The organism is Polynucleobacter sp. JS-Mosq-20-D10, from assembly GCF_018687755.1.
Taxonomy (GTDB): Bacteria; Pseudomonadota; Gammaproteobacteria; order Burkholderiales; family Burkholderiaceae; genus Polynucleobacter.
This window is the reverse complement of record NZ_CP061305.1, coordinates 1361499-1382894: the sequence shown is the minus strand read 5'-3', so window position 1 is coordinate 1382894 and position 21396 is coordinate 1361499. Positions and strand designations below refer to the sequence as shown.

Here is a 21396-nt window from a genome sequence, read left to right as displayed (position 1 = left end):
GATGCAAATCTAGGCATTTTGTTTTGTAGTGACCAACCGAACTATCGCTTAGCTTTTGCAGACACTGCTTTTTTGGGGCTGGCTTTAACTATTTTCTTGGGGACCTTGCTACTGCGATGAATAGGTACTGCACTCATTTTTTTGGCAGGCAATGCAATCGAGCGCGATGGGGTTGCTCCAGACCAACTGGGTTCTGCAATCGAGTTAAATGCAGTTCGTAATTTCTCGCCCCACAACTGGTGAATCATTTTGAAGTAGGGATTGGACTCATCCATGGTGACCAGCTTGCTTGCTTGCAAGGAGTTTTTTTCGTAAACCAATAGATCTAGTGGCAGGCCAACAGAAATATTACTATTGAGGGTGGAATCCATGGAAATTAGCGCACACTTGGTGGCCAAATTCAGCGGAGTATCGAAAGCAATGACTCTATCTAGAATCGGCTTACCGTATTTAGATTCCCCAATCTGGAAGTAACAAGTCTCAGGCGTAGCTTCAATAAAGTTACCGGCTGAATAAATATTAAACAGTCTTGGGCGCTCGCCTTTGATCTGTCCACCAAAAATGAGATTGCAATTGAAATCAATGCCTGCTTTTTCTAGCGCCTGATGGTCTCTGTCGTAAACCTGCTTGATGGCATCACCAATGACCACTGCTGCATCGTGGGTGCTTTCCACATTCCATAAATTTTTCCCGTTAAAAAGTTGGCCTTGTAACAGAATCTCCTTAACGGCCTGAGTAATGGCAAGGTTACCAGCACTCATCAGGGTAAAAAAACGGTCTTTATCCTTTTGGAATAAGGACATCTTTCTGAAGGTGCCGATTTGATCAACGCCCGCATTGGTGCGGGTGTCCGACAAAAACACCAGGCCATCTTTTAGGCAAAGTCCAACGCAATACGTCATCCTGCTGTCCCTTTAATTATTTCTTTGAATTATCTCTTACTTGACTCTATCAAGGACTGCTTTAGTTCATTTGAGTAATCGAGATGCTGGCACTTAACTCTTCGCCACCCCCGCCAGATCGCACACCCTTAACGGGCGCTGCCGAGTAATAATCCCTCCCAATCGCCAAGCGCACATGGCGTGCATCAGTAAAGCACGCATTGGTGATATCAATGCTCAGCCAAAGTCCTTTATCAATGTCGGTGCAAAAATCTATCCAGGCGTGGCTTGCTAGGTTGGGCGAATCTTCCGCGAAGAAGTAGCCACTGACGTAACGCGCTGGAATGCCAGAGGTGCGACAAAGGCCGAGCATGATATGTGCATGATCTTGGCAAACACCGGATTTCATAGCAAAAGATTGGGCGGCAGTGGTTGCGGAATTCGTTTGCCCTGGGAAATACAAAATTTCCCGCTGGACTGCCGCAGCTAACTCCAATACCTCATCAATAGAGTTCTTCTTGGGTAGGGATGATGAGAAATACTCCAGCATTGCTGCGGTAGGCTCAGTTAGATTAGTTTGCTGAAGGAGGTGATAGGGCGAAACTGCCTTGGGCTCATCTAGGAACTCAAAAGCATCTTGTGTCATGACCTCGCCTTCTGCCTCAATTATCATCGAGGTGTATGCGTTTTCTTGCACAAAAACGCTATACAGATTACCAAAAGCATCGTGTGAGCTACTTGTCTTAATAGGGGTGCTGACTTTCCACTTTTCAATAGATTGGCCTGCTACATCGGGAGGTGTTAGGCGTAGCTCTTGGATTGAGTAGCGTACTGGTGTTTCATAGCGATATTCTGTGCGATGACGAATCTTCAGGTGCATGGTGATCTTTAAGCTACGGCTAATGGTATGAGATAGGCATTACTGAACTCATCAGCAATATAGTTGATGCGCTCTAAGAACTCCTTAATGAACTCTTCCAGCCCTTGAGAAAAAACTTCATCAATATCGGAATAATCTAAGCTTGCTTTGAGTTTTCCAAGCAGGCGCTCAATTTCTTTGGATTGCTGATTTTTCATTTCTGCAATTAAAGGAATGAGTTCATTAACGCAGCACACTAATGAGCGCGGCATCTGTTTATTAAAAATTAAAAGTTGGGCAACTTGCTTGGGTGTTACTTGATCAGAGTAAATCTGCCGATAGATCTCAAATGCAGATACTGAGCGCAGTAGGGCGGCCCAGTGATAGAAATCAAAGAAATTCCCATCGGTCTCATCAACTAATTTGCCCTCCTTGTCCTTACGTAATACCTTCAGGGCTGCTTGACCTTCATATTTAGTTTCTAAAATACGGGCGGTGTTATCGGCTCTCTCAAGTAATGTGCCGACATTCATGAAGTAGAAGGCTTCATTCTTGAGCATAGTGCCATGCATGACGCCTCTAAATAAATGACAGCGGTGCTTTACCCATTCCAGCAATCTGCTTGGGTCAGTTTGATTACGAGCTTCCAGAATGCGCTGTAATTCCAGCCAAGTAGTATTTTGGGTTTCCCATGCTTCAGAAGTAATCTTGCCCCGAATGACACGGGCATTTTCACGGGCAGCAAATAAGCAGGATACGATGCTTGATGGATTACTGGTCTCGTAAATCATAAAATCCAAGACATTCTCACGAGTAACTACATCGTATTTCTCTAGGAATAATTTTTCCAGCTTAGAGATCGTCAGGAGCTTCTTCCAGCTTTGCTCTAAAAACTCTGCAGGCTGTGGGAGGAGGGAGGTTTGGTGATTGACGTCCAACATGCGAGCAGTATTTTCTGCACGTTCTGTGTAGCGGGCCATCCAGTAAAGGCAATCAGCGGTACGACTTAGCATATTGACTTATCCCTTTTATTCTTTGAGTACCCAGGTGTCCTTGGTGCCGCCACCTTGTGAGGAGTTCACGACTAAAGAACCTTCTTTGAGGGCAACACGAGTAAGTCCGCCTGGCACCATCTTGATGGTTTTGCCCGATAAAACAAATGGGCGCAAATCAATATGGCGGGGTGCAACACCAGACTCAACAAAAGTTGGGCAGGTAGATAGCGCAAGTGTTGGCTGGGCAATGTATTTATCTGGGTTGGCAATCAGATGTTTTCGGAATTCCTCTATCTCTGCTGTGCTAGAGGCTGGCCCCACTAACATGCCATAACCGCCGGCACCATGCGTTAATTTCACTACTAACTTATCTAAATTTGCTAGGGTGTAAGCAAGATCATCTGGCTTACGACATTGGAAAGTCGGCACGTTATTGAGAATCGGTTTCTCGCCCAAATAGAACTCAATCATATCGGGCACATAGGGGTAGATGGATTTGTCATCAGCAATACCGGTACCAATGGCATTCGCCAAAGTCACATTGCCTGCGCGATGTGCGGAGAGTAGCCCAGCAACACCTAAAGTCGAGTCGGAGCGAAATGCAAGAGGGTCCAAGAAGTCATCATCGACTCGACGGTAAATGACATCAACCCGCTCAGGTCCTTGGGTGGTGCGCATAAAGACTTGCTCGTTCTTTACAAACAAGTCCTTGCCCTCAACTAGTTCAACACCCATCTGCTGGGCTAGGTAGCTGTGCTCAAAATAGGCAGAGTTGTACATGCCTGGAGTGAGTATTACGACGTTAGGCTTTTTGACATCATTGGGTTTAACTGACTTCAAACATTCCAACAAAAAATCAGGATAGTGCTCGACAGGGGCAACGCGATACTGTTGAAACAGGTCGGGGAAGAGTCGCATCATCATTTTGCGATCTTCAACCATATAAGAGACGCCAGACGGAACACGCAAGTTATCTTCTAAGACATAAAACTCACCCTCACCAGCTCGCACAATATCAATTCCGGCGATCTGTGCATAAATATCCCGTGGCACATTCACGTTGCGCATCTCCGGTCGGTATTGCGCGTTGTTATAAATTTGCTCAGCGGGAATAATGCCTGCTTTGATAATGTCTTCTTCGTGATACACGTCGTAGATAAAGCGATTGAGTGCTTTAACCCGTTGACGTAAGCCAGCTTCTAGCTGCTCCCATTCTTTGGCAGTAAAGATGCGGGGGACTTGATCAAAGGGAATGGTCCTCTCAGATCCCAGATCATCTCCATAGACGGCGAAGGTAATGCCAACTCGTCGGAAGATGAGATCAGCTTCAGCGCGCTTGAGGCCCATCAGTGTATCGCTTTGCTGCTTGAGCCAATTGTGGAAAATTTGGTAATGGGGACGGGCTTTTCCGCTGGCGTCGAGCATTTCATCAAAAGGCAATTTCATACTTACAAACTAATGCCTTTAGGTTTACTGCATTTGGGGTGATGGGGCAGCTTGGTGCTCAATGCACTTAATTGGTGCATATCTATAGCGGCTTACTCTCCAATGGAATTGAGCGCCTGAGATTATTGAGCCTCTATAGCTTCAGGAAATTATGCGTTGAGGTCGCCTCGAGCAATTCGACCCTTTTGAACTTCCCATTCACGCTCTTTGGTGGCAGCGCGTTTGTCATGCTGTTTCTTGCCACGGGCTAATCCAATCTCGCACTTCACATTCCCTTTGGAGAAATGTAAGTTCAATGGGACAAGGGTGTAGCCTTTTTGCTCTACTTTACCGATAAGCTTTTTAATCTCAATTGCATTGAGGAGAAGTTTGCGGGTGCGGATGCTGTCAGGGACTATGTGGGTGGAAGCTGATAGCAGGGGGGTAATATGGCAGCCGATCAGGAACAGCTCCGCCCGACGGATGACAACATACGCTTCTTTGACGTGCACGCGACCGGCGCGGATGGCTTTTACTTCCCAACCTTCCAGAACCAGCCCTGCCTCGAATCGTTCCTCGATAAAATAATCGAAGAAGGCTTTTTTGTTTTCGACGATACTCATATTTATTTAGCTTCTCAAGATTGATTATGGCAGACGTCAACAAGACCGTTTTAATTGGCCAATCCGCGGACCGCATGTATGGTTTAGTAACTGACGTTGCCCGCTACCCAGAGTTCTTGCCCTGGTGCGGCGGTGTGGAAATTTTTGAGCAATCCGAGACTGTTTTGGATGCCAAAATCAATATCCACTTTAAGGGTATTAATCAGTATTTCCATACTCGAAACACCAATCTTCGCCCCGAAAGCATTGAGATGGTCTTTGTGGATGGCCCGTTCAAGCATTTTTCTGGGCAGTGGAACTTCATTCCCCTCAAGGAGGATGCCTGCAAGGTGGAATTTAAGCTGCACTGGGAGTTTAAGAGCGTCATCCTAGATAAGATTATTGGCCCAGTCTTCGGGCATATTGCAGGCACCTTTGTGGATTGTTTCGTCAAGCGGGCTGAAGATCTCTATGGCTAGCCAGTCTATGGAGATTCTGATTTGTGATGCCCGCTTAGGTGAGCCTCATTTAAGCCCTTTCACGCTGCACTTATTGCCCTCCGAGGCTCCTACTGTAGGACTTGCCCTCACTAAAGCTGGAATTGCCAAAGGCCCCAATGATTCCGTCTTGGCCAGAAAAGGCTGTTTCGGCGTCTTTGGCAAGCGGAAGGAGTGGGATAGCCCTATTTACGACGGTGATCGCCTAGAGCTGTATTCTCCGCTCCTGGTTGACCCCAAGGCTGTCCGTCGCAAGAAGGCCAATCAGAATCAAGATGCCAAATTCCAGGCTGCCGCAGCTAAAAGAAAGGCTAGGAGGCTATAATCGGTTTTTGCGACTAGGGGTTTTGCATGCGACTCATTCAAAAAGCACTCACTTTTGACGATGTGCTCCTCGTACCGGCTTATTCTTCGGTACTCCCTCGAGATGCCAGCTTGGCAAGTATGTTAACTCGAGAAATTTCACTCAATACACCGTTGGTGTCTGCAGCGATGGATACCGTCACTGAAGGCCGTTTGGCAATTGCCATGGCTAGCGAAGGTGGCATTGGTATTGTTCATAAAAATCTCAAGCCTACTGAACAGGCTAGGGAAGTGGCCAAGGTCAAGCGTTACGAGTCCGGCATTTTGCGCGATCCTATTACTGTGGATCCTAGTGTCACACTACGCCAAGTTATTCAACTTTCTCGTGAGCATGGTTTCTCCGGATTTCCGGTGCTGACTGGCAAAGAGGTAGTGGGCATTATTACCAACCGCGACTTGCGCTTTGAAGAAGATTTAGATGCGCCAGTAAAAACCAAGATGACTCCACGTGAGCGCTTAATCACAGTCAAAGAAGGTTGCTCTCTAGAAGAGGCAAAGCGCTTGATGAGTCAGCATCGCTTAGAGCGTGTTCTAGTAGTCAACGACAAGTTTGAATTACGTGGCCTGATCACCGTTAAAGATATCTTAAAGGCGACAGAACATCCGAATGCCTGCAAAGATAGCGAAGGTAAATTGCGCGTTGGCGCTGCTGTCGGCGTTGGTCCCGACAATGATGAGCGTATTGAGCTCTTAGTTCGTGCGGGCGTCGATGTGATTGTGGTGGATACCGCACACGGTCATAGCCAAGGTGTTTTAGATCGCGTGAAGTGGGTTAAGAAAAATTACCCTCATGTACAAGTGATTGGCGGAAACATTGCCACAGGTGAAGCGGCTAAAGCATTGGCTGATCACGGCGCTGATGGCGTCAAGGTTGGCATTGGCCCTGGCTCTATTTGTACCACCCGTATTGTTGCGGGTGTAGGCGTACCTCAGATTAGCGCCATCGTGAATGTGGCTGCTGCACTCAAGGGTACAGGTATTCCTTTAATTGCTGATGGTGGCGTGCGTTACTCCGGTGACGTTGCAAAAGCCTTGGCTGCTGGTGCAAGTTCGGTCATGATGGGCGGTATGTTTGCTGGCACTGAAGAAGCCCCAGGCGAAGTATTCCTGTATCAAGGTCGTTCATACAAGAGTTATCGCGGTATGGGTTCTTTGGGCGCAATGGCAGACGGCTCTGCAGATCGTTACTTCCAAAGTGACATCAGTGCAGCGAATGCTGAGAAGCTAGTGCCGGAAGGTATTGAAGGTCAAGTACCTTACAAAGGTAGCGTCCTTGCCATCTTGCATCAACTGACTGGTGGTATTCGTTCTTCAATGGGTTACTTGGGTTGCAAGACTATTGATGAGCTTCATGAGAAAGCGAATTTTGTGGAGATCACTTCAGCGGGTGTACGCGAGTCACACGTTCATGATGTGAAGATCACCAAGGAAGCGCCGAATTACCATATTGATTAAGAAGTAACAGCAGGCTGAATTTAAGGTAATCCTTTCGTGCATGACAAAATACTGATTCTTGACTTTGGCTCACAAGTCACCCAATTGATTGCCCGACGCGTGCGTGATGCGCGTGTCTATTCTGAAATCCATCCCTATGATTGTGATCCAGAATTCATTCGTAAGTTCATTCAAGAGCAGGGTGGTAAAGGCATCATTCTTTCAGGTGGACCTAGCTCTGTAACGGAAGAGGGTAGCCCTCGTGCGCCGCAAATCGTTTTTGAATTAGGCGTTCCCGTTTTAGGTATTTGCTACGGCATGCAAACTATGGCAACCCAATTGGGTGGCGCAGTTGCTTCGGCAGAATCCTTGGGTAAAGCCCGTGAGTTTGGTTATTCAGAAGTGCGCGCCCATGGCCATACCAATCTGCTCAAAGGTATTCAAGACTTTTCTACTAGTGAAGGTCACGGCATTCTGAAGGTGTGGATGAGTCATGGTGACTCTGTAACTACATTGCCACCAGCTTTCAAGCTCATGGCTTCAACACAATCATGTCCAATTGCTGGCATGGCTGATGAAGAGCGCCGTTTTTATGCATTCCAATTCCATCCTGAAGTAACACATACATTACAAGGCGAGGCAATCTTAAGTCGCTTCGTGCATGAGATCTGTCAGTGCAAACCAGACTGGGTCATGGGCGACTACATTAGCGAAGCAGTTGAGCATATTCGCAAGCAAGTCGGTGATGAAGAAGTCATTTTAGGTTTATCCGGTGGTGTTGACTCTAGCGTAGCTGCGGCATTAATTCATCGTGCGATTGGTGAGCAACTCACTTGCGTATTTGTTGATCATGGCCTACTTCGTTTAAACGAAGGCGATATGGTGATGGAAATGTTTGCCCGCAATCTCGGCGTCAAAGTCATTCGGGTTGATGCTAAAGACAAATTCATGTCCGAGCTTGCTGGTGTTGCAGATCCTGAAGCCAAGCGCAAAATCATCGGTAAAGAATTCGTAGAGATTTTCCAGGCTGAGTCTGGCAAGATTGCCAATGCTAAGTGGCTTGCTCAAGGAACCATTTATCCAGACGTGATTGAGTCTGCCGGTAAAGGTAAGAAGGGCGCGCATACGATTAAGAGTCATCACAACGTGGGTGGCTTGCCTGAAGACATGCATCTCAAGTTACTTGAGCCATTACGTGAATTATTTAAAGATGAAGTACGTGAGCTCGGGGTTGCTTTAGGTTTACCGCGTGAGATGGTTTATCGCCATCCATTCCCAGGGCCTGGTCTTGGTGTGCGCATCTTGGGCGAGGTGAAGGCGGAATTCGCCGATCTCTTGCAACGTGCTGACGCCATCTTTATTGAAGAATTGCGCAATACGATTGATGAAGCTAGTCAAAAATCTTGGTATGACCTTACTAGCCAAGCCTTTGCCGTGTTCTTGCCAGTGAAATCAGTAGGCGTCATGGGTGACGGTAGAACCTATGAATACGTTGTCGCCCTCAGAGCAGTTCAAACACAAGACTTCATGACCGCGCATTGGGCGCACTTGCCGCATGATTTACTAGGTAAGGTCTCCAATCGCATCATCAATGAAGTACGTGGCATCAATCGTGTGGTCTACGATATCAGCGGAAAACCCCCAGCAACTATTGAGTGGGAATGAAAAGCTAATACCATTAATTGATAAAGATTTTTTCATGCGCATTTGAGGTATTATTTTCTCGGAGTAAAGCCTCAGTCAACCCACTTATTTTGTACTTCTCGCTGTATTTTTAAATCAACATCTAATTTTTTAATATTGGCTAACAAAACCTAGGCAGGAGGTTTTTAAATGCATTATTCCAGATATTTTTTTTGGCTCTCAACTGGCATACTTGGCCCCCTATCTTTTTCATATAGCCCATATTTAGCTATATTTTTCTTAGTATTATTTTTGATTGGTCTAAAAGATTCAATCCAAAAGCATCATTCAGTATTGCGCAATTACCCTTTGATAGGACATTTTCGATTCCTGCTTGAATATATCCGCCCCGAGATACGTCAATACTTCCTAGAAGATGATGAGGAAAAAATTCCTTTTTCAAGAAATCAAAGGGCTATGGTTTATAGCCGATCTAAAAAAGATAACGATAAGCGAGGATTTGGTTCAATCAAGTCGATGTATGGTTCTGAAGGTGAATGGTTGGGACACTCAAATTCTCCGTGCCATCCTGACCCAAGTACATTTCGTATTCAAGTTGGCGGTTCAAGCTGTCTTCAGCCTTACTCTTTATCTATATTCAATATTTCTGCGATGAGTTTTGGATCGCTTTCCCCAAATGCCATTAGAGCGCTCAATAGAGGTGCAAAGTTGGGTGGATTTGCTCACGATACTGGCGAAGGCTCAATCTCTGCATATCATCGCGAGTTCGGCGGCGATATTATTTGGGAAATCGGGTCTGGATATTTTGGTTGTCGTGCTGAGAATGGTCGATTTTCAGAAGAAAAATTTACTGCTCAGGTGGTGGATCCACAAATCAAGATGGTGGAAATTAAGCTATCTCAGGGCGCTAAGCCTGGTCATGGAGGAGTCCTGCCTGGAGCTAAAGTCACAGCCGAAATTGCTGCTACTAGAGGCGTGCCGATTGGTGAGGATTGCATCTCTCCAGCCCACCATGCTGAATTTTCATCTCCTTTAGAGTTGATGAAATTCATTGCGCGTTTGCGTAAGTTAAGCGGCGGTAAGCCAGTTGGCTTTAAATTATGCGTCGGTCAGCCGTGGGAGTTTTTTGGTATTGCTAAGGCGATGCTAGAGACAGGCATTAGCCCCGACTTTATTGTGGTTGATGGAAGCGAGGGTGGTACTGGTGCCGCCCCTGTTGAATTTACGGATCATGTTGGGATGCCACTTCGCGACGGCCTTAGATTGGTACATAACACCTTGGTCGGAATCAATCAGCGCAGGGAGATTGCGATCGGGGCTTCTGGAAAAATTATTTCTGGCTATGACATTATTCGAGCTATTGCATTAGGGGCTGATTGGTGTAACTCTGCAAGAGGGTTTATGTTTGCGTTGGGTTGCATTCAGTCACGAACATGCCATACAGATAAGTGTCCTACAGGTGTTGCAACTCAGGATTTGGGTCGTCAAAGAGCATTGGTAGTTCCTGATAAGGCTGAGCGAGTATTTGCATTCCATCAGAATACTGTTGCTTCTTTGGCAGATTTAATTGGCTCTGCAGGTCTCATGCATCCTAATGAAATTACACCTGATTATCTTTTGTGCAGAGATGGTTCTGGCAAGATAACTTCGCTGGCATCTCAGCTCTCAACCCTGACTCCTGGAGCGCTACTGCAAGGTACTGACGCTTCTCTACAAAAAGATTTACCTCAGGAGTTTGTTCAGTATTGGGAAAGGGCTCAAACTAGTAGATTTGGCTTAGCCCCGCTATAAGTCTACCTAACTCCACCCTCGCCATTTGAGCCCAAGTGCACTAAACCCTTTTTTGTCTTAATATAGGTAAAGATTAATAATTTAATTTTAGGAATTAATATGTTTGCTAAAACAATACTCAGCGTTCTCTCCCTTGGTATAACGATAGTAGGATTAGTACTATTCTTCAATACTGGCGAGTATTACATCTTCATTATTGGCATGGCATGCTATTTCTTAGCCGCTGTATCAAGCTCTTTTTTCAAAAGCTGGAATCAATAGTTCTACGTATTGGACGTAATTTTATTTTCTAGAAATAGAAAGCAGGCGGGGTGTCTAAACTAGTCCCTTAGGTAAAGAAAAGTTGATGTTTTCGGCGATACCTTTCATGGGTAGCACCACACCTTTTGAAAGCGTTTTGATGGCTTTGATCACTTTGGCTGTTAATTCTTCGGGAGCGGATGCTCCGGCTGTAATGCCGATATTGTTCACTCCAGCAAACCACTCTGGTTTTATGTCCAGCGGATCGTCTACTAAAAACGCAGGAACCTGCATCTTTAAGGATAACTCCTGAAGTCTTTTGGAGTTTGAGCTATTTGGGCTACCAACGACTATCACCATCTCAACCAAAGGCAGCATTGCTTTAACAGCATCTTGTCGATTTTGCGTGGCGTAACAAATATCCTGTTTCTTAGGTGCATGAATATGCGGATATTTCTTTAATAGAGCGGCAGTGATTTCAGAGGTTTCGTCTACCGATAGGGTGGTTTGAGTAACAAAGGCGAGCAATTCACCTTCTTTAAACCTTAAGCCCTCTACATCAGCCACTTTTTCAATGAGATGAACCGGAGCATCAATTTGGCCTATCGTCCCCTCAACTTCAGGATGCCCAAGATGGCCAATCATGATAATTTGATAACCACTTGCATTTAAGCGAATCACCTCAGCATGGACCTTTGAGACTAAAGGACAGGTTGCATCAAAAACGGTTAGCTTGCGAAATTGAGCTTCATTTTTAACCGCTCTAGCTACACCATGCGCACTAAAGATCAGAATAGATCCCTCGGGTGCCTCCGATACGTCGTTGACAAAAATAACCCCTCTTGCCTGAAAATCTTTTACAACATAGGCGTTGTGAATAATCTCATGCCTCACGTAAATAGGGCTGCCATATTTCTTCAAAGCTTCTTCTACAATCGTGATGGCTCTTTCAACACCAGCACAAAAACCTCTAGGCTGGGCTAAAAAAATTTGTTTAGATTGATTGGCGCCTGAAGAAAGCATGGAGTGTTTTCAGTTTGACTAGTGAACAGCTATTGGATTGCTTTTTAAAACATTAAGCCTAAATGCCAATAATTTTTTCGTTAACTAGTGTTTACTCTAATCATCCGTATAAACCCTAGGAGTTCATAGGCCTCTTAATCCCTGAATTAATTCCCCCTAAGGGATGCTCTGTTATCGATCAGTAAATTGAAGTTTAGCTAAACGGGCATAAAGTCCACTTCGTTGAATTAAATCAGCATGGGTACCAGTTTCAATGATCTGCCCATGTTCCAGCACGATAATTTTGTCAGCTTGCTTTACGGTGGAAAGCCTATGGGCAATCACAATGGTTGTCCGATGATCCATTGCTGCCTCAAGCGCGCGCTGCACGAGTAATTCAGACTCAGCATCTAAGGCGCTCGTGGCCTCATCTAAGAGTAACAGGGCGGGATTTTTTAACAGTACTCGCGCAATCGCAATTCGCTGTTTTTGTCCCCCAGATAAGCGGATGCCTCGATCACCTAAGAAGGTTTGATATCCCTCTGGTAGTTTGGAGATAAATTCATCCGCGATAGCAAGGCGAGCGGCAGCTAGAACTTCATCATCAGTCGCATCCATCCTGCCAAAGCGAATATTCTCCATGGCATTATCTGAAAAAATCACAATATCTTGGGGAACAACGCCAATTAACTTTCTTAGTGCTTCGAGCTCAAGCTTGCGAATATCAATGCCATTAAAAAGAATTTCTCCGCTAGTGGGATCATAGAAGCGCTGCAATAGCTGAAAGAGCGTAGTCTTCCCAGCACCTGAAGGGCCTACGATTGCAATTCTTTGACCGGGTTTAATCTCTAGGGATAGATCAGTCAAAACACTATTTTGATTCGATGGGTAGTGAAAATTGAGATTGTGTATTTGTACTTCAACGCCAGCTGCATTGACTTGGGGGATTGATTTCACATTAGCGAGAGCTTTAACGGAGGACTCCACATTTAAGAGTTCTAGAAGGCGGTCGCTTGCACCAATCGCTCTTTGTGTATCGCCAATCACTTCAGAAATGCCTGCTATTGCGCCCGCAACAATCACTGCATACAAAATAAACTGAGACAATTCTCCAGCAGTTATTTGATTGTCCATGACTGCATAGGCGCCAAGCCAAAGCACCAAAATAATGCTGGTAAAACCAAACAATATGGCTACAAATGTGAGCAAGGCTCTTGCCCGTGTTCGAGTAATGGCCGCATCTAGAGCCGTATGAATGGATTGATTAAAACGATTAATTTCGATTGCTTCATTTGTGAATGATTGAATTGTCGGTATCGCATTTAATTTTTCACTTGCCATGGCAGAGGCGTTCGCAATCTTATCTTGTGAATTGCGAGATAGCTTTCTTACTCGTCTGCCCATAATCACTGTTGGAATGATGGTGAGTAATAGAGTAGCGAAAATCAATACTGATAATTTAGGACTGGTAATAAACATCATCACCAAGCCGCCTGCCAGTAAAAGAAGATTTCTGATGGCCATTGAGACGCTGGTTCCAATGAGCGTCTGTATTAGCACAGTGTCCGTATTAAGGCGTGAGAGTATTTCGCCGCTATGAGTGGACTCGAAGAACTCAGGACTCTGCTTAATGACGTGGCTATAAACTGCCGAGCGAATATCAGTTGTAATTTTTTCGCCTAACCAGGACACCATATAAAAACGCAGAGACGTTCCTAAGGCCACTAAGCCAGCAACAATAAATAGCGTTAAAAAAGTAGTATTAATTTGGTTGCCGCTATTGGCATTAAATCCCAAATCGATGATTTGTCTAAAAGAGAAAGGGACCGCCAATGTGGCGCTTGCAGCAAGCACTAGACTAAAGACGGCCAATACAAATTGTTTTTTATACGGCTTTAAAAAAGGGAGTAGCGCTGCTAGGGTGCGAAATCCACGGGGATTTGTCTTGTTGCTCTGCTTGGTCATTGAATAATCCCTAATAATTATCTATGATAGTTCACTTAGATTAGTTTGAATTTGTTTTTTAGTGACCACAGGAAGATGACAGGCGAAAGCTCCGTAACTCATAAAGAGCCCCTCTACAAAAGAAGTCCCTGGCTACCTCGAGGTCAAGTGCGTAGATTCATTTTTCTGGGGCTGATTATATTGGGCGCCTATGGATCTACCAGGCATTGGTCCTTCTACATCTTATTGCTTGCTTCAATAATCGCCCTCTCTCCAAAAGTATTGCTAGCCACCGCTCATTACTACGGAAAATCTGCATTATTTCTTGCCCAACTGTTTAGCAAATGAAGATCTTCTTGACTGGAGCTAGTGGTTTCGTAGGTAGTCATTTGATTGAGTCTTTGACTTCAGAGGGTCATGAGCTTGTATGCCACTTTCGTGCACCTCAAGCTATCAATATTGAATCTCACTCTAATCCTGAAGTTTGGTCAGGAAACCTGAATGATGTGGAGGGTTTATCAAAGAGAATTCAGGGTTTAGATGTCGTGATTCATTGCGCAGCAGAGATGAAGCTTTGGAACTCAGAAGAAGCACTACTGGAGACTAATGTTTTCATGACGAAAAATATTCTTGAGTCATCAAGGCGGGCGGGTATTAAGCAGTTCATTTATATGAGTGATGCCTCAATTGCTAAAAATCCATTGGGGCTAAATCTGAACATTGCAGAATCTCGAACTTTGCCACTATTAAAGAACTTTCCATACAGTCACAGCAAGTCGCAAGCAGAGCAATTAGTCCTTCATGCTGGAAATGAGACGCTCCAAACAATCAGCCTCAGGCCGTCCTCTATCTGGGGCAAGGGCGATATTGTTGATCGATTCTTGGGCAGAGCTGCAGATCTAAACAAATTTGGCTGGTTTGATCAAGGCAATTATCCATTCTCAACTTGCTATATTCAAAATCTTTGTGAAGCGGTCAATAAATCACTGTTGTCCAATTCAAACCAAGAAAGTTTTTTTATCAGCGATGGACCACCAATTCAGTTTAGGCAATGGATGAGTATGAGACTGAAGGCGGGTAAGTACAAAGTACCAGCTCTATCCATACCCCGTTCCCTTGCCAGACCCCTGGCGCGTTTCACGGAAAATGGCTGGAAATACTTGCCGCTTCGTGGCGATCCCCCCTTAATTAGAGAAATGGTTCACTTAATGGCGCACCCTTTTTCTGTCTCCATTCAAAAGGCCAAAGATCAATTGGCTTATGAGCCGTCTTACACCATGGAAGAGGGCATGGTTGAGATAGAGAAATCAACTAATAGATAAAGGGTATACCCTAGTAATATTGACTCAAACAAAGACGCAGTTTAAAGTTTTCTCAGTCAGTGAGCGATCATTAATTGGTGATCTGATTTGCAGAATAGATAAACCTTGAAAGGATGCAGAGTATGTTTAAATTTCACGATATGAAAGACCGGATTTCCAAGATAGCGGGATTTTTTGGAATGGTGGTCAGCATTACCGTTGCCTTCTATCTAATCTTCCCTACGGGTCAGACCCAATCCAAATTTGCCATGTTTTTAGTGTCGCTAGGCATTGCAATTGCTCTGAGCATCCTGACATTCAAGGCATTACTAAAGTCACAAAGATAAGGCTCTACTCTTAGGTAGTAAAAACCCCAAATGCTCCAGTATTTGGGGTTTTTTCATTGGATTCGTGAATAAGTCATTTCTTGATTTTGGTCAATTGATGGGTATAAACACTTATATCTAATAGCGCTTAAGAACCCCTTTACTGTGTAAGATTATTGTTACATTTAATTGAATAACTATTTTCCTGCTGCCTGACCCTTTTTGAAATTAATCCCATGATTCACAGCTTTAATCTTCAATTCAAGTCGCATATCAACGCCAGGGGCCAGAATTGAATTCTGTCACCCAGGAAGTGAAGATGGATTTCCAGCCCTTAAAAGAGCGTGGGCAAAGGGAAGTATTCTGCGGCCTCACTGGGATTATCTGGCTTCATCGAAAAATTCAAGATGCCTTCTTTCTAGTGGTCGGCTCTCGTACCTGTGCTCACTTGATTCAGTCTGCAGCAGGTGTGATGATTTTTGCAGAGCCCCGTTTTGCCACTGCCATTATTGATGATCGTGATTTAGCTGGACTTGCAGATGCAAATGACGAACTAGACAAGGTGGTAAAGCAATTACTCGAACGTCGTCCAGATATCAAGCTATTGTTCTTGGTGGGCTCTTGTCCTTCTGAGGTGATTAAGTTGGATTTATCAAGGGCGGCACAACGCTTAGGTAAAACATTTGCTCCGAATGTGCGCATTCTGAATTACTCTGGCAGCGGCATTGAAACAACCTTTACCCAAGGCGAAGATGCTTGTTTGGCTGCGCTAGTGCAGGATTTACCTCAGTCAACCAAATCTGATGAAGTTGAGCTATTGGTGGTGGGTTGCTTGGCTGATGTTGTCGAGGATCAATTTCATCGTATTTTTAAAGATCTGGGCTTACAGTCTTTTGCTTTTTTCCCGCCACGTGAATCAACCCAAAGAATCGTTGTCGGCCCAAAGACCAAATATTTATTAGCTCAGCCATTTCTAACGGATACCGCTAGGTTCCTAGAGAATATGGGTGCTCAAAGAATTGCCGCACCTTTTCCATTGGGGGTAGAAGGAACGGAAAAATGGTTCTCAGCCGCAGCTACTGCTTTGAATGTTTCCCCCGAGCTATTTGAAAAAGTAATCGCTCCACAAAGGGATCGTGCCAATAAATCACTTGAACCGCATCGCGCAGTCTTGCAGGGCAAATCCATTTTCTTTTTCCCAGACTCTCAATTGGAAATACCGTTAGCGCGTTATTTAAATAGAGAGCTCGGTATGAATCTGATGGAAGTGGGCGTTCCATATTTGCATCGTCAGCATATGGCAGAAGAGCTAGCGATGTTGGATCCCAAGACTCAATTGTCTGAAGGTCAAAATGTAGAGAATCAATTGGACCGTTGTCGTGCGCAAGAACCAGACATGGTGGTATGCGGCTTAGGCTTGGCCAATCCATTAGAAGCTGAGGGCTTTACGACTAAGTGGTCTATTGAGCTTGTCTTTACGCCGATTCAAGGATTTAATCAGGCAGCTGATCTTGCAGAGTTATTTGCGCGTCCCTTAACAAGAAAAAATAAGCTCATGATGGTAGAGGCAGCATGAAGTTAACACTCTGGACCTATGAAGGACCACCGCATGTCGGTGCGATGCGAATCGCTACGGCAATGGAGAAGGTGCATTATGTGCTACATGCTCCACAAGGGGATACCTATGCGGATCTTCTATTCACCATGATTGAGCGGATGAAAAAGCGGCCGCCAGTAACCTATACGACTTTTCAGGCGCGTGATTTAGGGAGTGATACTGCAGAGTTATTTAAAGATGCTGCAAGAACAGCTTATGCCCGTTTTAAACCCGATTTATTGATGGTGGGCGCTTCTTGTACAGCTGAACTCATTCAAGATGATCCAGGTGGATTAGCTGCCGCCCTCGATTTGCCAGTTCCGATATTGCCGCTTGAATTACCGGCCTATCAAAAGAAAGAGAACTGGGGTGCGGCAGAGACTTTTTACCAAATGGTTCGTTTGTTAGGGCAATCATTTATTTTGTCGCCAGGACAACAACGCCCGGCACGAGCATCTGGCGCGAAGCCAAGTTGCAATATTCTAGGTCCTACTGCTTTAGGGTTTCGTCATCGCGATGATGTCGAAGAAATTTCACGCTTATTGCGTGACTTGGGTATTGAGATCAATGTGGTTGCGCCACTGGGTGCTGATCCAGCGGATATTGCGCGCTTGCATGAGGCTGACTTTAACGTCAATTTATATCCAGAGACTGCAAACACTGCGATAACTTGGATGAGCCGCAGCTTTGGTCAACCCTCAACCAAAACGATTCCGATTGGATTTAAAGGTACTAAAGCGTTTATAGCTGAAGTCTGCCAGTTAGCAGGTATTGAATGTGATGTCGAAAAATTAAGCCAATCATCCAAGGCGCGTTGGTATGCCTTATCGGTAGACTCAACCTATCTCACCAATAAACGAGTATTTATTTTTGGTGATGCTACGCATGCAATCGCAGCGGCAAAAGTAGCGGCTCATGAAATGGGCTTCAAAGTAGTTGGATTGGGAACCTATAGTCGCGAATTGGCTCGTGAAGTACGTGAAGCTGCTGCCGAACTTGGGCTTGAAGCAATCATCACAGACGATTATTTAGAGGTTGAAGAAAAGATTACCGAGCTTCAGCCAGAGTTAATTTTGGGAACGCAGATGGAGCGTCATATTGCCAAGCGCTTGAAAATTCCTTGTGCGGTGATTTCATCGCCAGTTCACGTACAAGACTTTCCATCTCGCTACTCGCCGCAAATGGGCTTTGAGGGTGCCTGCGTATTATTTGATTCTTGGGTTCATCCACTCATGATGGGTCTAGAGGAGCATTTAATTGGCATGTTCAAAGGGGATTTTGAATTTCATGACGGTGCCATGCCATCGCATCTTGGGCATGCCTCCGCTCCTGCTAAAGAAAACTTAGATAAAGCACCTGCTATGGTCCCCTCTAAAAATGGATCACCTGCCTGGGAAACTGACGCAGAAAAAGAACTCAATAAGATTCCCTTTTTTGTAAGAGGTAAAGCCAGAAGAAATACAGAGAGTTATGCGGTAGAGCAGGGGCTTGTGAGTATTACATTAGAAACTTTGTATGATGCAAAGGCACATTTTAGAAGTTAAATATCGACCTCGTGTCGAGAAGAGTGAAGGTTAGAAAGCATGAAAGCAATCAACATACCCGTTTCAGATTTTCGTAGCGCTCCGCCTGATGGCGAAGGCAGCCTTCAGGTGCAGCTCGATCCTAATTTAAAAATTGGGAAGGCTAAGGTCTTCGCAATTTATGGCAAAGGCGGCATTGGTAAGAGCACGACATCATCTAACCTATCAGTCGCTTTTTCTAAATTAGGAAAACGGGTCATTCAGATTGGTTGCGATCCGAAACATGACTCGACATTCACGCTCACAAAAAAACTCATGCCTACTGTCATCGATGTGCTTGAGAAGGTGGACTTTCATTCTGAAGAGTTGCGCGTTGAAGACTTTGTTTATGAGGGTTATAACGGCGTAATGTGTGTAGAGGCAGGCGGACCGCCAGCTGGTACTGGTTGTGGTGGCTACGTTGTCGGTCAGACCGTGAAACTCCTTAAAGAGCACCATTTGCTAGACGATACCGATGTCGTGATTTTTGACGTTTTAGGTGACGTTGTTTGTGGCGGCTTTGCTGCGCCACTGCAACATGCTGATCGTGCACTAATTGTTACTGCTAATGACTTTGATTCTATTTTTGCGATGAATCGTATTATTCAGGCCATTGGAGCAAAGGCAAAAAACTACAATGTTCGATTGGGGGGCGTGATTGCCAATCGCAGTAAAGATACTGATCAAATCGACAAATTTAATGAACAAGTAGGATTAAAGACGATGGCCCACTTTCCTGACTTGGATGTGATTCGTCGTAGTCGCCTGAAGAAATCCACTTTATTTGAAATGGAATACTCTCCAGAGCTTGAACTCGTTCAACAAGAGTACATGCGTTTGGCTGCGGCACTCTGGCTCGGAGCGGACCCACTGCCTTCAGTGCCAATGAAGGACAGGGATATATTTGATCTTCTCGGTTTTGATTAGGTAGCTCAGCTGCTCATTTAGTTTGCTACTTAGTTAATCGCTAGGCATGCCAACGAGCTTGGCAGTAATTTCCCAAAGATCCTTGCTCAGTTTTTCACTCTTGGCTTTCATGGAGAGCTCTTGAGCAAAGGGTTCTCTGATAGCGGAGTTACGATTGCCCCAGCTCCAATGAACGCCTGATTGGGTAAAGTGAGGATCTGCCACAACTTGAGCAACCCTTTCTCCAGCAAGTTCCTGGCTAACATAACCCTTGGTAATATTTTTCTGAAACCAGGGAAATATTTTCTGGAAGAGTGGTGGGGTGTCTCGAAAGAGTGCCGTCTCAGCTACGCATCCAGGATAGAGGGTATTAAAGATCACGCCTGTGCCAGCGTGATATCTTTTTTGTAACTCTCGATTCATGATCATATTGCACAATTTACTGTCTTTGTAAGCCTTGCCTGGCTTAAAAGGCTTTCCATTGATCATGGCAATCGGTGCTTTAAATCCAGCCATGAGACCCTCTAGTGCACCAATATCTGCAGGGGCCGGAATCGGAACTTTCCCCCCGAATTCTTCTGAGTTTGCTGTCACGGTGCCCAAAGTGATTAGGCGAGCATGCTCACCTTTTGCTGCCGTTTGCTTAAGGTTTTCCAGTAGCATTCTGCTTAAGACATAGTGCCCAAAGTAATTCGTAGCTACGCTGATCTCAAATCCCTGTGGCGAGCGCGCTGGCTCTTTTAGGAGGGGTAGGTAGGTTGCGGCATTGCAAAGCAAGGTATTGAGTTTTTGACCGCTATCATTAAAGCGCTTTACAAATGCATGAACGCTGTCCAGATTACCTAAGTCCAATTGCCAAATTTCATATTGGTTTGAATCGAATTGATGGGCCTTGGCAACCAACTCCATTTTCTTTGGGTCTCGGACTGCCAGTATCAGCCGCCAATTTCGGGTTAGAAGGGCCTTGGCGGCATATAAACCAACGCCAGATGAGGATCCAGTAATAATTGCAAGCGGTTGAGTTGTAGTGGAGTTCATTTTTCTATTACAGTCTTAGTTTTGGTAATAATGAATTATTGTCATTTTAAGGCTAGACGCAATGTTTCTAAAAGCACTCAAGATTATTGCTATTGTATGTACAGCATTTCTATTTCTTGCTGCACTCTATTTATGGACTCCCGATAAGTCTAAAGCAGAGTTGGAGAAAGTCTATGGATCACCTAAAACTGCTTATGTCAGCGCCTTGGGAGTCAATGTTCATTATCAAGATACTGGGCCCTCCAAAAATTCAATCCCGATTCTATTTTTGCACGGCTTCGGATCTAGCTTGCAGACATGGGATTCCTGGTCAGAAGCTCTAAGTGGTGAGCACCGCGTTATTTCCCTTGATTTACCAGGATTTGGTCTTACCGGAGAAGATCCCAGTGGAATCTATACCGATCAGAGAAGTGTGGAAGTATTAGAAGCTTTTCTCAAAGAGCTGCAGATTCCTAAGGTAGTGCTGGTAGGCAACTCTATGGGTGGAAAGTTTGCTTGGCAGTTTGCAGCCCGCTATCCGGATCAAGTTGCCAAGTTGGTACTCATATCCCCAGATGGATATGCCAGCCCAGGAATGGAGTACGGTAAAAAGACAGAAGTTCCCGCCATCGCTGAGCTTTATCGCTACTTCTTTTCTAAAACTTTTTTGGCGATGAATCTAGAGCCAGCCTACGCTAATCCAAAAACATTAAATGATGCTTTAGTGAATCGCTATTACGATCTGATGCTAGCCCCCGGAGTGAGGGGGGCAATTTTGGCTCGTATGCAGCAAACGGTTTTACAAGACCCAATCCCTTCTTTAGCAACTATCAAGGTACCCACATTGTTACTTTGGGGCGAAAAAGATGCCTTTATCCCCATTGCCAATTCCAATGATTATTTGAAGGTGATGCCTAATGCGAAGAGAGTATCCTTGCCTAATATTGGACACTTACCGCAAGAAGAGCAGTCCACCATCGGTCTTGCTGCACTCAAAGAATTTTTATAAG

At 45.0% G+C, this 21396-nt stretch carries 19 protein-coding genes; 11 read left to right on the top strand and 8 right to left on the bottom strand.

Features of this window, described 5'->3' with window-relative positions; translation table 11 throughout:
- Nucleotides 1-41: 41 nt before the first annotated feature.
- From FD967_RS07125 to smpB, 5 genes are all read right to left on the bottom strand, one after another.
- Entirely contained in the window at nt 42-902 is an 861-nt protein-coding gene (locus FD967_RS07125) for a proteasome-type protease (protein WP_215325282.1), read from the bottom strand.
- A 61-nt stretch (nt 903-963) separates the two neighbouring features.
- Nucleotides 964-1761 (bottom strand): transglutaminase family protein, encoded by a 798-nt coding sequence (locus FD967_RS07120; RefSeq protein WP_215325281.1) that lies wholly within the window; start codon nt 1759-1761, stop codon nt 964-966.
- Nucleotides 1762-1769: 8 nt separating this feature from the next.
- Nucleotides 1770-2753, bottom strand: coding sequence for an alpha-E domain-containing protein (locus FD967_RS07115; RefSeq protein ID WP_215325280.1), 984 nt, complete (start codon nt 2751-2753; stop codon nt 1770-1772).
- A 15-nt stretch (nt 2754-2768) separates the two neighbouring features.
- Nucleotides 2769-4181 (bottom strand): circularly permuted type 2 ATP-grasp protein, encoded by a 1413-nt coding sequence (locus FD967_RS07110; protein ID WP_215325279.1) that lies wholly within the window; start codon nt 4179-4181, stop codon nt 2769-2771.
- 149 nt (nt 4182-4330) lie between these two features.
- Entirely contained in the window at nt 4331-4783 is a 453-nt protein-coding gene (gene smpB, locus FD967_RS07105) for an SsrA-binding protein SmpB (RefSeq protein WP_215325278.1), read from the bottom strand.
- A 26-nt stretch (nt 4784-4809) separates the two neighbouring features.
- Here smpB and FD967_RS07100 point away from each other — a divergent pair, with 26 nt between their 5' ends.
- The 5 genes from FD967_RS07100 (at nt 4810) to FD967_RS07080 (ending at nt 10491) form a co-directional block, all read left to right on the top strand.
- On the top strand, nt 4810-5241 hold the full coding sequence (locus FD967_RS07100; RefSeq protein WP_215325277.1) for a type II toxin-antitoxin system RatA family toxin: 432 nt from the start codon (nt 4810-4812) through the stop codon (nt 5239-5241).
- On the top strand, nt 5234-5584 hold the full coding sequence (locus FD967_RS07095; protein ID WP_215325276.1) for an RnfH family protein: 351 nt from the start codon (nt 5234-5236) through the stop codon (nt 5582-5584). The genes FD967_RS07100 and FD967_RS07095 overlap by 8 nt, the downstream gene beginning before the upstream one ends.
- Nucleotides 5585-5610: 26 nt before the next feature.
- Nucleotides 5611-7077 (top strand): IMP dehydrogenase, encoded by a 1467-nt coding sequence (gene guaB / locus FD967_RS07090; RefSeq protein WP_215325274.1) that lies wholly within the window; start codon nt 5611-5613, stop codon nt 7075-7077.
- A 36-nt stretch (nt 7078-7113) separates the two neighbouring features.
- Nucleotides 7114-8721 carry a glutamine-hydrolyzing GMP synthase gene (gene guaA / locus FD967_RS07085; protein ID WP_215325273.1) on the top strand — a complete coding sequence of 536 codons (1608 nt, stop codon included), beginning with the start codon at nt 7114-7116 and terminating at the stop codon, nt 8719-8721.
- 168 nt (nt 8722-8889) lie between these two features.
- A complete protein-coding gene (locus tag FD967_RS07080) occupies nt 8890-10491 on the top strand; it encodes an FMN-binding glutamate synthase family protein (RefSeq protein WP_215325272.1) in 1602 nt (533 codons plus the stop codon).
- A gap of 315 nt (nt 10492-10806) precedes the next feature.
- Here the strand turns inward: FD967_RS07080 and ispH are convergent, their stop codons facing one another.
- Entirely contained in the window at nt 10807-11754 is a 948-nt protein-coding gene (ispH, locus tag FD967_RS07075; protein WP_215325271.1) for a 4-hydroxy-3-methylbut-2-enyl diphosphate reductase, read from the bottom strand.
- A gap of 171 nt (nt 11755-11925) precedes the next feature.
- Nucleotides 11926-13698 carry an ABC transporter transmembrane domain-containing protein gene (locus FD967_RS07070; protein WP_215325270.1) on the bottom strand — a complete coding sequence of 591 codons (1773 nt, stop codon included), beginning with the start codon at nt 13696-13698 and terminating at the stop codon, nt 11926-11928.
- A 335-nt stretch (nt 13699-14033) separates the two neighbouring features.
- On the opposite strand from FD967_RS07070, the gene FD967_RS07065 reads away from it, so the two are divergent.
- The 5 genes from FD967_RS07065 to bchL all read left to right on the top strand — a co-directional run bounded on the left by FD967_RS07065 (nt 14034) and on the right by bchL (nt 19390).
- On the top strand, nt 14034-14999 hold the full coding sequence (locus tag FD967_RS07065) for an NAD(P)-dependent oxidoreductase (RefSeq protein WP_215325269.1): 966 nt from the start codon (nt 14034-14036) through the stop codon (nt 14997-14999).
- Nucleotides 15000-15121: 122 nt separating this feature from the next.
- Nucleotides 15122-15325 (top strand): hypothetical protein, encoded by a 204-nt coding sequence (locus FD967_RS07060; protein WP_215325268.1) that lies wholly within the window; start codon nt 15122-15124, stop codon nt 15323-15325.
- A 271-nt stretch (nt 15326-15596) separates the two neighbouring features.
- Nucleotides 15597-16880 carry a ferredoxin:protochlorophyllide reductase (ATP-dependent) subunit N gene (locus tag FD967_RS07055; RefSeq protein WP_251369006.1) on the top strand — a complete coding sequence of 428 codons (1284 nt, stop codon included), beginning with the start codon at nt 15597-15599 and terminating at the stop codon, nt 16878-16880.
- Nucleotides 16877-18445 (top strand): ferredoxin:protochlorophyllide reductase (ATP-dependent) subunit B, encoded by a 1569-nt coding sequence (gene bchB / locus FD967_RS07050; protein ID WP_215325267.1) that lies wholly within the window; start codon nt 16877-16879, stop codon nt 18443-18445. Before FD967_RS07055 ends, bchB begins: the two co-directional genes overlap by 4 nt.
- A gap of 39 nt (nt 18446-18484) precedes the next feature.
- Nucleotides 18485-19390, top strand: a complete 906-nt coding sequence (bchL, locus tag FD967_RS07045; RefSeq protein WP_215325266.1) for a ferredoxin:protochlorophyllide reductase (ATP-dependent) iron-sulfur ATP-binding protein — start codon at nt 18485-18487, stop codon at nt 19388-19390.
- Between the two features lie 33 nt (nt 19391-19423).
- On the opposite strand, the gene FD967_RS07040 is transcribed toward bchL, so the two are convergent.
- Nucleotides 19424-20407, bottom strand: a complete 984-nt coding sequence (locus tag FD967_RS07040; protein WP_215325264.1) for a protochlorophyllide reductase — start codon at nt 20405-20407, stop codon at nt 19424-19426.
- 61 nt (nt 20408-20468) lie between these two features.
- On the opposite strand from FD967_RS07040, the gene FD967_RS07035 reads away from it, so the two are divergent.
- Nucleotides 20469-21395: an alpha/beta fold hydrolase gene (locus FD967_RS07035; protein ID WP_215325262.1), complete on the top strand. Its 927-nt coding sequence runs from the start codon at nt 20469-20471 to the stop codon at nt 21393-21395.
- Nucleotide 21396 lies beyond the last annotated feature (1 nt).